Raw genomic sequence first — 12,592 nt, 5'->3', positions numbered from 1 at the left:
CATGCCGTCGCCGAACGTCGCCCGACTGCGACGTTCGGCGACGGTGCGCCTGCTCTGGCTGGCCGCTGCCCTCGTCGTGCTCGCGCTGTTGTTCGTCCTGTCGATCTCGTTCGGAGCCCGCGCCGTGTCGATCTCCGAGATCGTCGGCGCGCTCAGCGGCGACCCCGCCGGCATCGCCGAAGCCGCGGTCGTGAAACGTGTTCCGCGCACCGTGCTCGCGATGCTGATCGGCGCGGCCCTCGCGGTCTCCGGCACCACGATGCAGGCGGTCACGCGAAATCCGCTCGCCGACCCGGGAATCCTCGGCGTCTCGAGCGGAGCGGCCCTTTTCGTCGTGACGGGCATCGTTTTCTTCGGCATGTCGGACCCCTACTGGTACATCTGGGTCGCCATCGGCGGCGCGGCGGTCGCCGCGGCGGTCGTCTACTTCGTCGGCTCCCTCGGCCGAGACGGCGCGACCCCGCTCAAACTCGCCCTCGCCGGGGCCGCGATCTCGGCCACCTTCAGCTCGCTCGTCAGCGCGATCCTGCTCCCCCGCGTTGACGCGCTGACCGTCTTTCGGTTCTGGCAGATCGGCGGTGTCGGCGGCGCAACCTGGGAACGGATCGGCCTGATCCTGCCATTTCTGCTCGTCGGCGCTCTGGTGTGCCTGCTCGCCGCGCGCGGCATGAACATGCTCGGCCTCGGCGACGACCTCGCTGCCGGCCTCGGCGAAAACGTGCTGCGCACCCGTCTGGTCTCCGCGGCGGGCGCCGTGCTGCTCTGCGGCGCCGCCACCGCGATCGCCGGCCCGATCGGCTTCGTCGGCCTCGTCGTTCCGCACCTCTGCCGGCTGCTGGTCGGCACCGACCTGCGCTGGCTGCTGCCCTTCTCGGCCGTCGTCGGCGCAGCCCTGCTGGTGGCAGCGGATGTCGTGGGCCGCGTCATCGCCCGTCCGTCCGAGATCGAGGTCGGCATCATCACGGCCTTCATCGGCGCGCCCTTCTTCATCTGGATCGTGCGACGCCAGAGGGTGCGTGAGCTGTGAACACTCAGACCGAGCACGCCACCACCCTGCGCGCCACGACCGCGGGCACCGCGACCCTGATCGCCGGGCGCCGGGCGCGGATGCGGCGCCGAGCCCTGCTGACCGCGGGGCTCGCATCCGCGGTCATCGCCGTCTTCCTGGTCACCCTCATGGTCGGCAACACCTTCTACGGCCTCGACACGGTGGTCAGGGTCATCTTCGGCGACACGGTTCCCGGGGCATCCTTTACGGTCGGCGAGCTACGCCTGCCGCGCGCGTCGCTCGGCCTGGTCAGCGGACTCTGCTTCGGCATCGCCGGCGTCACGTTCCAGACCATGCTGCGCAATCCGCTCGCCTCGCCCGACATCATCGGCATCAGCTCGGGGGCCAGCGCCGCCGCGGTGATCGGCCTGGTGATCTTCTCATTCACCGAGACCGTCGTCTCTCTGCTCGCCCTCGGCGGCGCGCTGCTGGCCGCTGCCACGATCTACCTGCTCGCCAACCGACGCGGCTTCGCGGGCACGCGACTCATCTTGATCGGCATCGGCGTGGCGGCAATGCTCGACAGCCTGGTGTCCTACGTACTCTCCCGTGCGGTGTCGTGGGACCTGCAGATGGCGATGCAGTGGCTCACCGGCAGCCTGAACGGCGCCACCTGGCGCAGCGTGGTGCCGGTCGTCCTCGTCTGCACGGTGCTGATTCCGGTTCTGCTGCTCAACGAACGTCACCTCGGTGTGCTGCGCCTCGGCGACGATTCGGCCGCGGCCCTCGGCGTGCCCGTGCAACGCACCCGCATCGTGCTCATCGTCGGCGCGGTCGCGCTGCTCGCCGTGGCCACCGCCGCGAGCGGACCGATCGCCTTCGTCGCCTTCATGGCCGGTCCGATTGCCGCTCGGATCGTCGGTCCCGGGGCATCCGTCACCCTGCCGGCCGGACTCATCGGCGCGCTGCTCGTGCTCTGCGCCGACCTCGTGGGCCAGTTCGCCTTCGACAACCGCTACCCGGTCGGCGTGATCACCGGAGTGCTCGGAGCCCCCTATCTCGTGTATCTGCTCGTTCGATCGAACCGCTCGGGAGGCTCCCTGTGACCCACGCCCACCAGCTCGCCGCCGAAGGGGTCACGCTCGCCTACGGCGACCGCACCGTGGTCGAACAGCTCGACCTGGCCCTCGCGCCCGGCAGAATCACCGTGATTGTCGGGGCGAATGGATGCGGCAAGTCGACACTGCTGCGCGCCCTCGCCCGGCTGCTGCCGCCCAAGGCCGGCCGCGTGATGCTCGACGGCACCTCGCTGCAGCACCAGCCGTCCAGGCAGATCGCCCGCACGCTGGGGCTGCTGCCGCAGCGGCCGGTGGCGCCGGAGGGCATCGCGGTCAGCGATCTCGTGGGACGCGGACGACACCCGCACCAGCGCATGCTCGCCCGCTGGAGCCCGCAGGACTACGAAGCGGTCGCGGAGGCCCTCGCCGTGACCGGGATCACCGACCTCGCCGACCGCTCGGTCGACGAGCTGTCGGGCGGGCAGCAGCAGCGCGTCTGGATCGCGATGGCCCTCGCGCAGGAGACCGATATTCTGCTGCTCGACGAGCCGACCACCTTTCTCGACGTTGCCCACCAGATCGAGGTGCTCGACCTGCTCACCGACCTCAACCGGGACCGTGGCACGACGATCGTGATGGTGCTGCACGACCTCAACCTCGCCGCCCGCTACGCCGACGAGCTCGTCGCCGTGTTGAACGGCCGGGTACACGCGATCGGCAGCCCCGAAGAGGTCATCACCGAAGTGCTGGTGAAAGAGGTGTTCGGGCTCGACAGCCGGGTCATCGGGGATCCGCTGACGGGCAAACCGCTCGTGCTGCCGAGCGGGCGACACCACGTGCGGGCGGGCGCCTGAGGCTGCCGAAGTACGCCCGCGTATCGACCGGGTGAGCCGACCTCGGGCCCGGGTTCAAGCGACTACGGGCGGGCTCGGGCGGCGAGGGCGGCTCGGGCGCGGGTCATCGAACCGGCGAGGCCCCACTCGGCCGCGAGCGCGTCGAGCGCGGCGGCCCGGTCCGGCGTTTCGGCGCGGATGCGGGCGTCGACGTCGGGCAGGTCGAGGTCGCGCACCACGTTGACCACGGTCGGGGCGACCAGCAGGTAGTCGGCGGCGGCCAGAATCTTCGTGCGAGCGGATGCCCCGAGCGGGCTGGCCGGGTCGGCCGCGGCCGCGACGATACCGGGCAAATCCCCGTACTGGGCGAGCAGGGTCGCGGCGGTCTTCTCGCCGACCCCGGCGACCCCGGGCAGGCCGTCGGAGGCGTCACCGCGCAGGGCGGCGAAGTCCGCGTACTGCGCGGGGGTGACGCCGGTCTTGGCGGTGAGGGCGGCATCCGTGAGAATCTCGAGGTGGCTCATGCCGCGGCCGGTGTAGATCACGCGCACGCTGCGGGCGTCGTCGACGAGCTGGAACAGGTCGCGGTCGCCGGTGACGACGTCGACGGGGATGTCGGCGCGGCTGGCCAGGGTACCCATCACGTCGTCGGCCTCGTGCCGGGCGGCACCGACGACGGGGATGACGAGGCCGCCCAGCACCGCGCGAATGATCGGGATCTGGGGACTCAGGAAGTCGGGAACGTCTTCGATGTCGGGGCCGGCATCCGTCGGCGCCGGGGCCGCGACCCGGTGGGTCTTGTAGGTGGGAATCAGGTCGACGCGCCACTGCGGGCGCCAGTCGTCGTCCCAGCAGGCGACGATCTCGGTGGGCTCGAACTCGGCGGCGAGCCGGGCGATCATGTCGAGCAGGCCCCGCACGGCGTTGATCGGCTCGCCGTTCGGGGCGCGCACGGTGTCGGGAACGCCGTAGAAAGCGCGAAAATACAGGCCGGCGGTGTCGAGCAGCATGCGGCGCTCAGGATGCGGGGTCACGGCGACCAGTGTGCCACACCGGTCGGGCGGGCCGAGGCGAGCGCCTGCTAGTCGGGCACGTAGAGGTAATGAAAGCCCGCCCCTCGGCGCCGTTCTCGTGAGGGCTCCAGAACACCCCGGTCTGCGAGGGAGTTGAGCACCGAGCCGATGTTCGTGGCATGCGCGCCGACGAGGTCGCCCAGCTCGGTCGTGCTGATGCGACCGCGGGCCGCAGCGTAGGCCTGGGCGATGTCCTCGCGGGTGGGCCACGAACGACGGATGTTGGCAATTCGCTCGAGGTCGGTGAGAGAGGTGCGGGCCTGCTCGCTCAGCGCCATGACCCGGGGGGTGCCGGCCGGCGTACCTCTGACTTCGACGAACACCGGATGACCGTCGATGGTCAGATCGACCAGTGTCGTGATCGCGTCTGTCGCCTCAGCTTCGGAAACCTGCAGATACGGTGCCAGCACGCGGGCGTCGAGCCAACCGTTGGTGACGGCAAAATAGACGCTCATCAGCAAGCGCAGATCCGATCTGACGAGCGGGTTGCTGAGTTGGTTGAGCCACTGGATCCATGCCGTGTTGGGGTGGTTGCCGATCAAGCGGGTGACCACGCTGGGGCCGTCGATCTCCGCAATGTCCGGTGGACCGTAGCCGAGGCGAAGCATGTCGCCGAACATGCGATCGATGCCGATCCCTTCCCGTTCGGCCACCCTCAGCGAGGCGAGGAGATCCACCAGAGCCGTGTTGCGGGACGACGAGGGATGGTTGATGATGTTCTCCGGGCTCACCCCCCAGACGAACCCGCCGGGGCTCGTCACCCGCAGCAGGCCACCCACGTGCTCGACCACCGTGGGCGCGGTGATCGCCCATTCGCGGTGGGCGACGCCGTTCACGATCGCTTCGCGCAGCGCACGTTCGGGTATCTGACGCACCTGAGCCTGGGCCAGCCCCCCGTTGACGTGCGTGATCGGGTTGTACGCCCGCGAGGTCGTGAACACCTCCTGCAACTGCTCGAGCAGCGACCGGTGTGACCGGCGAACTCGGGCCAGGCTGTCGCCGCCGGCGACATCGCGTCTGAGGTAATCCAGGCCCGGCTCTGCCCTCCCCACGAAGAGTAGCGCAGCGGCGTTGGTGAGCATGCCCGCACCATCCACGGCGTTGAGCCGTCGCAGAAGATCAGCGGTCGGTACGTCGGCGAGCTCCTGGGCGGACGAATCCGCCGAATCGCGGAGAAAATCGCGAGCCACCTCGACGGCGCCGGCCCGCGCATCCGCCGCCGAGTGCGTGCTCGCGTGCGAAGACCAGTCGACTTGCAGGTGGCGGCGCCGGCGCTCGTGCCAACTCGAGGCGTCGATCTCGACGCACCGATCGCTGACCCGCCAGTTGAGCTTGTGGTTGTAACGCACCGGCTCGATGGCTTCGGGAATGACGATCACCAGGATCCGCTGCCCGCGAATCTCCACCGGGTAGGCCTCGACCGTGACACGTCGATCGAGCTTGTCGTAGAGACGGCCGCGCAGCCATTCCTCGTCGAGTTGGGTGCCGATGATCGTACTGTCATCGGCCACTCCGACCAGCAACGCGCCGCCGCCGGGAGTATTGGCCATGCAGGCCACTTCCGGGGCCAGTTTGTCCACGGCGGCATCACTTGTGGGCTGCCCCGCCAGAATCTGGCCGCCGGGACCACGCCGACCGGACTCCTCTTTGAGGTCGAGGATCTTTCGTTCGACCACCCGGTTGCCCGCATGCAGCGTTTCCAGCGCGCTCCGCACGGCCGACTGCACGGGAGTCAGGCCAAATATTGTCACGGTAGACACTCCTCGACATGAATCATCAGTCGTTCCTGGATTTAATTATGGATTAATCACATTGCCGAGCCAGCATACAATTAATTCTGAGATTAATTATGGTTACGGCCGCCGACCGCAGGTGTTCGACAATAAATCACGGGTGCCCGGGCCAGCCGCCGCACTCAGGTCGAGACGGCCAGCCCGACCGCGCCCGCGAGCAGCACCAGCCCGCCCAGGCGGTAGACCGCCGCGAGGTGGGGCCGCCGGAACCACTTGAGCTCACCGACCGCGGGCGCGCGCCCCGTGAGCTTGAGCGCGGCGATCACCATCATCGGGAGGGGCAGCACCACGAACGCCATCCGGGCCACGTCGGCGCCGGCCCCGAAGCTGTCGATCAGCAGGGACGTGACGAGAATGCCGAAAACCAGGTTGATCGCCACGACGGCGAGCTCGGTGGGCAGGGCCTGCCAGACCGCCGGCCGATTGCGAAAACGGGTCTCGAACAGCGGCGCGATGATCGCCGCGGCGAACATGAGCGCCCCGAGCAGCACCTGCCACACCAGCCCGACGAAAGCGCTCGACACCAGCACGAAGAGCCCGGACTGCAGCACAGCGGATGCCACCACCTGCGCCCGCGACGCCGCCGGCAGGTGCAGGGGCGCCACTGTCACGAGCCGCCCCGGGAAAAAGCGGGTGGCGACCTCTTCGACCACGGTCTTGAGCATGAGCATGCCGCCGACCAGGATCGCGATGCTGTCGGCGTGTGCCGTGATCGGCAGGTCGTAGCCCGAGAGCCCGGCGAGCGCTCCGACGAACTTCTGCGTCGCCCACGCCCCGACCAGGGGTACGACGACGAGGTCGATACCGCGTTCCCACCACTCGGCCCGGGTTCGCGGCGACCGGCGCCGAATCGAGCGGAACGACTGCGCCACCAGCGACGGCACGATGGTGATGATCGTCATGCCGAGCAGGGTCAACACGCTGCCGGAGCCTACGATGCCGCCCGAGAACAGCACGCCGGCCCAGAGCACGCTCATCGCGAGCACCCCGGCGAGCGCATCGATCGCGCCGAGGCCCACGATGAGCGCGAACAGCACCAGCCCCGGCGGCATGGCGCGACCGTCGACGTCGACGACGGCCGCGAGCCCGAGCAGTATTCCGGCAAGGGGCAGCACGAGGGCGAGGCTGCCCGCCATGGCCCGCAGAGCACTCGCGTCGCCGAGCACCGAAGCAGCGAGCGACGATTTTCCGGCCGCGGCGGCGATGACCCGGCGAAAACCGCTGTCGGACCTGGTGAAGGCCCGGCGGTTCCAGATCGGCAGCCGGTCGCCCCAGCCCGCATCCGAAGCCAGAAGCTTGCCCGACTTCACGTCGATCCGCCGGGTCGACTCGGATTCCCAGGCGTCCTGCGAGTTCAAGCGCTGGCCCAGACGGTTGAAGACGGTTCCGCCGGCGAGGGCAAGCATCGACAGCAGCGCCATCGCCGGGACGGTGAGCGCGATGACCGCGGCCGGGTTGTCGAGGGGAGTCACGGCGGCGAAGGGGAGCACCCTGATGCGGCGCATGCTGCCTGGGACGGATGCCTGGGCATCCGCTGCCGCCGACGTCACCCGGCCGTCGGCGGAGATGCTGAACCCGGTGCGCTGCTCGATTGCGGCGCCGGCGGAGCCATCGGACCCGGCCACGCCGGTGCCGAGCACGAGCAGGGTGTGGTCGCCTGCGGGCAGATCGAGCGGAAGGCTCTGGCTGGCGGTGAAGGTTCCGTCACCGCTCGCGTAGCCTTCGGCGACCAGTTGCGGGGTTGAGAACGCGAACACCTGCACGCCGGATCCGGGCTCGAGGCCCCAGCCGTCGACGCTCACTCGCGCCGTCGCCGAGGTGGCGCCGAGCAGCACCTCGAGGTCGAACTCGAACGCCGAGGCGCTGCTGTCGTCGGTGGCAGCGAGGGGCGGGGTGGAATTCGGGGCGGGCGCGGGCGACGCGGTGGGAGTCGGAGTGGGCGTCGGAGTGGGCCTGGCCGTCGGGGTCGAGGTCGGTGTTGCGCTCGGCGCGACAGCGGATGCCGCGAGCCCGGCGGGTGCAGCGCCGTCGGCGGGCGCTTCGGCCGGCCCTGACGAAACAAGAGCCAGCGGGAGGCTCGTAGGGCGCGCGGTTGGGAGAGCCGTCGGGACATCCGTCGGCACATCGCCCGTGACCGTGAACGCGACGGTGTCGACGGCCGTCACTCCACTGTTCAGGTCGGCCAGCTCGCCGGCCAGCGTGTAGTCACCGGGTTCGAGGCTCTGGGCGAGGCTCACCCGGGCCAGAGCGGTGCGTTGGGAGTAGACCTCTCCGAGCAGGGCCGCGACATCGCCGACAGACTGATCGGTCTCGTCGCGCACGGTCAGGGTTCCCGCCGGATTCACGTGCGAGCTGCCGGTGTTGGCGACTTGGAACTCTAGATAGGGGCCGTCGGCGTCCGCTGCGTAGACCGGAGCCGCCCACGAGAACGCCGGCTCGACGCCTTCGCCGACGTGGATGTTCACGAAGACGACCGGCCGGTGCTCGGTGACGGGCGCAGCGACACGCCCGAGCGGCGGCTCGGTCTGCTCGAGCACGAGTGCGGCGATGTACTTTCCACGCGGGGTCTCGAGCGGAACCGTCACAGTGAAGTCGCGCTGCAGCTGCTGGTCGCCGCCGAGCGGGTCGGTTTGCGCGTCGAAATCGAGCCAGGACGTTTCGGGAAAGGCGCGGGCGCCCTCGGCGCCGACGCTCGGCCCGCCGTTCAGGGCGGCGCCCACGTCGGCGGGGTAGCTGCGCACCCAGGTGGGGTCCGAGCCCAGATTGGCGAGCACCACGCCGTAGGCCCCACTCGTCTCGCCATCGATGGCGTACACGTCGATGCTGCCGGTGGGTGGGTCCACCCCGGCCACGGTCAGCGCAAGAGTGCCGTTGCCGGTGGCCGCGAAAGCGGCCGCGACGGGACCTCCCGCGAGCAGGAGTCCGATCAGGGTCAGGGCCGGCAACCTCGGCCACCGCGGCCGCAGAGACTGTGGTGATCTGGCCAATTTCCCCCCCGGGATCGAACACAGACTAGCGGATGCCGCGCGGCATCCGCGCTGCCCCATCGTGGGCGCAGCTGCGGCGGCGGCCGGGGGCTAATCCAGAAAATCGGGGCGGCAGCCCGAATGGCCGCGCACCGTTCCGGCCGATCGAGCCAGGCCGGCGACCGGTTTTCCTGAATTCGCCACCGGGGCCGCGGAATCCACGTCGCCGGGGCGGTCCTAGAGTCGAACCATCAACATTTTGCGGGCACAGCCCATCGACCGGGACATTCGGCGGCTCGCGCTGCCGGCCCTCGGCGCGCTCGTGGCCGAGCCGTTGTTTTTGCTCGCCGACGCCGCCATGATCGGGCACCTGGGCACGATTCCGCTCGCCGGCCTGGGGTTGGCGAGCGCGGTGCTGCAGACGATCATCGGCCTGATGGTGTTTTTGGCCTACAGTACGACCCCGGCGGTGGCGCGCTGGCTCGGGGCGGGGGACATCCGTCGCGCGGTCAGCGTCGGCATCGACGGGCTCTGGCTCGCGCTCGGGCTCGGGGTGGGCCTCGCGGTGCTCGGCTTTCTCGCCACCCCGACACTCGTCGCAGCGTTCGGCGCCGAAGAGGATGTCGCGGTGCAGGCCGTCACCTACCTCGGCCTGTCGATGTTCGGGCTACCCGCCATGCTGCTCGTGTTCGCCGCGACCGGGCTGCTGCGCGGCCTGCAGGACACCCGCACTCCGCTTTATGTTGCGGGCGTGGGGTTCGCGCTGAACATCGTGCTCAACTTCGTGTTCATCTACGGGCTCGACCTCGGCATCGCGGGGTCGGCGCTCGGCACGGTCGTGGCGCAGTGGGGCATGGTCGCCGTCTACCTCGTCGTGGTCGTGCGGCACGCGCGGCGGCATGACGCGCCGCTGCGGCCGCACCGTGCCGGCGTGCTGCTCGGGGCGCGGAGCGGCGGCTGGTTGTTTCTGCGCACGCTGAGCCTGCGGGCGGCGATGCTGCTCGCGGTGTTCGTCGCGACCCGACTGGGATCCCCCGAACTCGCCGCCTTCCAGATCGCGATGACGCTGTTCGCCACCCTGGCCTTCGCGCTCGACGCCCTGGCGATCGCGGCGCAGGCCCTCGTCGGGCGCGGACTCGGCGCGAGCGACGTGGGGCAGGTACGGCAGGTGCTGCGACGCTGCCTCGAGTGGGGGTTTCTGGGCGGCGTGCCGCTCGGTCTGCTGGTGATCGCCACGAGCGGGGTGCTCCCCCTGGTCTTCACGAGTTCGGAGGCCGTGTTGCGGCTGTTGCCGCCGACGCTCGTGGTGCTCGGGGCATCCGTTCCCCTGGGGGCGCTCGTGTTCGTGCTCGATGGCGTGCTGATCGGCGCCGGCGATGCCCGGTATCTGGCGCTGACCGGGCTCGTGAACCTGGCCGCGTTCGTGCCGCTCGCCCTCGCGGTGTACTGGTTCGCCCCGGAGGGCGCGGCCGGGCTCGCATGGCTGATGGCGGCGTTCGCGCTCGGCTACCTCGGGGCCCGCGCGGTCACGCTGTCGTTGCGCGCCCGCTCGAGCGCGTGGATGGTCGTCGGCGCCCGCTGATCCGCCCCCGCTGGGGCGCAGGCTCAACCAGCGGAAATCCGCTGGTTGAGCCGCGAGGAACGAGCGGTCGAAACCCCGCGAGCCGACCTCGAGACTGCGGGAGAGAACGGAAGCGGCGGGCGGCCTAGTCGAGGGGGTAGGCGAGGGCCGGGCGACGGATGCTCACGCGCACCCGGTCGCCGCGCTGCGGCAGGTCAGGGGCCGCGACCCGGGCCCGGATGACCGTGCCGTCAGCCACCTCGACGCTGACCAGCGCATCGTGGCCGGCGTAGGCGATGTCGGTCACGAGCGCGACGACGGGCTCGGTTCCGGCGGGCGCCAGCCCGAGGCCGGGCAGCTGCCGGGCCCGCGGCCGCGACTGGACCAGCGTGACCGACGCCGCAGCGGCAGACGCCGGCGCGATCGGCGTCGCAGCCCCCTCCGCGGTCGAAACGGGCCGGGCCGGCTGCTGCACGGGGCCCGGCGCGATCACCCGAGTGATGGCGGGCGAGAGGTGCAGCCACTCCGGGCGCAGCATGAGGCGCACGGCAGCGCCATCCACGGGCGCCGCACCGTCGAACGCGCGCGCCGGCACCACGCCGAGCGCACACTCGACCCGGCCGGTCGCCGCGGCCGCAACCGCCGTGCCCGCGCCGACCCAGCGACCGTCGAGCTCGACGGTGTCGCCCACGAACCCGGCGACCCAGCGGCTGACCGGGTGTTCGTAGACCTCGGCCGGGGTGCCCCACTGCAACAGCCGCCCGCCGCGCATGACCGCCACGTAGTCGGCGAGCGACAACGCTTCTTCCTGGTCGTGGGTGACGAGCAGGCTGGTGCTGTTCTGGTCGCGCAGCAGGGCGGCGACCTCGATGCGCAGCGCCGCGCGCAGCAACGGGTCGAGGGCCGCGAACGGCTCGTCGAGCAGCATCAGGTCGGGCCGGGCGGCGAGCGCGCGGGCCAGCGACACCCGCTGCGCCTGGCCGCCGGAGAGCTGCGCCGGCGACCGGTCGACGAGTCCGGTCAAGCCAACCAGTTCGGCGAGGTCCACGATGCGCGCCGCCCGGGCGGCCTTTCCACCGGTTCGGCCGCCCCGCGGCAGGCCGAAGCCGATGTTCTCCCCCACGGACAGGTGCGGAAAGAGCGAGGCGTCCTGCGGCACCCAGCCCATGCCGCGTTTTTCGGGGGCGAGCTGCACCGAGGCTGAGCTCACCACCCGGGTGCCCACGCGGATGGTTCCCGCTGAGGCGGGGAGCAGGCCGGCAACCGCGCGCAGCAGGGTCGTTTTGCCGCATCCGCTCGGACCGAGAACGGCCACCAGGCTGCCGCGCGGAATTCCGAAGCTGACTCCTTCGAGCACGGTCGTGTCGCCGTAGGAGACCTCGAGGCCGTCGATCGTGACCCAGTCGGCGGCCGGCGGCGCGGCGACAGCGCGGGCGGCGGCGTTGCGGGCGACGGATGCCGCCTCCCGCTCGGCGGGCCCCTCACTGGTTCGGGTGTTCACGGCGCTCCTTGCATCGATGACGTCACTGCTGTTCTTTCGCCACGCCGCGGATGCCCGACAACAGCACCGTGGGCACGGCCGCGAGCAGCACGAGGGCCGCCGCGTAGGGCGCCGCGGCGCCGAACTCGAAGACCGCGGTGCGGCTCCACAGCTCGGTGGCGAGCGTGGACACGCCCGTCGGGCGCAGCAACAGTGTCGCGGGCAATTCTTTCATGACCGAGATGGCCACGAGCAGGGTGCCGATGCCGATGCCGGGCAGCGCGAGGCGTGCGGTCACCTTGAACCAGGTGGCGAGCGGCGAGTAGCCGAGCATGCGCGAGACGTCGGTGAGGCTGCCGGGCACCGCGGCAATGCCGCTGCGCATGCTGCCGATCGCGCGGGGCATGAACAGCACGACGTAGGCGAAGACCAGCACGGCCGAGGTTTGGTAGAGCGCCGGCACCGCGGCCAGGGCGAAGAAAACGAGCGAGAGGCCCACGACGATGCCGGGGAGGGCGTGGCCGAGAAAACCGACCGCTTCGATGGCGGCGACCAGCCGGCCTCGGTACCGCGCAGCGAGCGCGGCAATCGGCAGGGCCACCAACGCGGTGATCAGCGCAGCGCCGAGCGCCAGGGCGAGGGTCGCGCCGATCGCCTCGAGCAGGCGCGGCACGTCGATGGCCCGCAAGGTGGCCGCCTCGACGAGCCGGTTGCCCAGTCCCAGCACCGGCACCAGGATTCCGGCGACCGGGGCGACCAGCAGCACGGCCAGGGCCGGCCCGAGCAGGCGCCCGGCCGGGCGCTGGGGAGTCGTGCTGCGGCCGCCGGCGCGGTCGACCT

9 protein-coding genes are annotated in these 12,592 nt (G+C 70.8%); 4 read left to right on the top strand and 5 right to left on the bottom strand.

Annotated elements, in window-relative coordinates; genetic code table 11:
- Position 1 precedes the first annotated feature (1 nt).
- Genes D6T64_RS12310 through D6T64_RS12300 form a run of 3 tightly spaced genes read left to right on the top strand, consistent with a single transcriptional unit; the run spans position 2 to position 2,900 of the window.
- Positions 2-1,027 carry a FecCD family ABC transporter permease gene (locus D6T64_RS12310; RefSeq protein WP_119975068.1) on the top strand — a complete coding sequence of 342 codons (1,026 nt, stop codon included), beginning with the start codon at positions 2-4 and terminating at the stop codon, positions 1,025-1,027.
- Positions 1,024-2,094 carry a FecCD family ABC transporter permease gene (locus tag D6T64_RS12305; protein WP_377011257.1) on the top strand — a complete coding sequence of 357 codons (1,071 nt, stop codon included), beginning with the start codon at positions 1,024-1,026 and terminating at the stop codon, positions 2,092-2,094. The genes D6T64_RS12310 and D6T64_RS12305 overlap by 4 nt, the downstream gene beginning before the upstream one ends.
- Positions 2,091-2,900, top strand: a complete 810-nt coding sequence (locus D6T64_RS12300; protein WP_119974977.1) for an ABC transporter ATP-binding protein — start codon at positions 2,091-2,093, stop codon at positions 2,898-2,900. Before D6T64_RS12305 ends, D6T64_RS12300 begins: the two co-directional genes overlap by 4 nt.
- A 62-nt stretch (positions 2,901-2,962) precedes the next feature.
- Here the strand turns inward: D6T64_RS12300 and D6T64_RS12295 are convergent, their stop codons facing one another.
- From D6T64_RS12295 to D6T64_RS12285, 3 genes are all read right to left on the bottom strand, one after another.
- Complete coding sequence (locus D6T64_RS12295) at positions 2,963-3,889, bottom strand: 5'-3' exonuclease (RefSeq protein WP_119974976.1); 927 nt, start codon at positions 3,887-3,889, stop codon at positions 2,963-2,965.
- A gap of 71 nt (positions 3,890-3,960) precedes the next feature.
- Positions 3,961-5,703, bottom strand: a complete 1,743-nt coding sequence (locus D6T64_RS12290) for an RNA-binding domain-containing protein (protein ID WP_147364553.1) — start codon at positions 5,701-5,703, stop codon at positions 3,961-3,963.
- Positions 5,704-5,867: 164 nt separating this feature from the next.
- Positions 5,868-8,690: a hypothetical protein gene (locus tag D6T64_RS12285; protein WP_119974974.1), complete on the bottom strand. Its 2,823-nt coding sequence runs from the start codon at positions 8,688-8,690 to the stop codon at positions 5,868-5,870.
- 280 nt (positions 8,691-8,970) lie between these two features.
- On the opposite strand from D6T64_RS12285, the gene D6T64_RS12280 reads away from it, so the two are divergent.
- On the top strand, positions 8,971-10,293 hold the full coding sequence (locus tag D6T64_RS12280) for an MATE family efflux transporter (RefSeq protein WP_119974973.1): 1,323 nt from the start codon (positions 8,971-8,973) through the stop codon (positions 10,291-10,293).
- A gap of 124 nt (positions 10,294-10,417) precedes the next feature.
- On the opposite strand, the gene D6T64_RS12275 is transcribed toward D6T64_RS12280, so the two are convergent.
- Positions 10,418-11,773, bottom strand: a complete 1,356-nt coding sequence (locus tag D6T64_RS12275) for an ABC transporter ATP-binding protein (protein WP_119974972.1) — start codon at positions 11,771-11,773, stop codon at positions 10,418-10,420.
- A 22-nt stretch (positions 11,774-11,795) separates the two neighbouring features.
- On the bottom strand, positions 11,796-12,592 hold a 797-nt coding region (locus D6T64_RS12270), incomplete at its 5' end, for an ABC transporter permease (protein WP_147364552.1).

Origin of the sequence: Cryobacterium melibiosiphilum, assembly GCF_003602235.1 — a bacterium.
Classification (GTDB): domain Bacteria; phylum Actinomycetota; class Actinomycetes; order Actinomycetales; family Microbacteriaceae; genus Cryobacterium; species Cryobacterium melibiosiphilum.
This window is presented reverse-complemented; position numbering and strand designations above follow the sequence as displayed.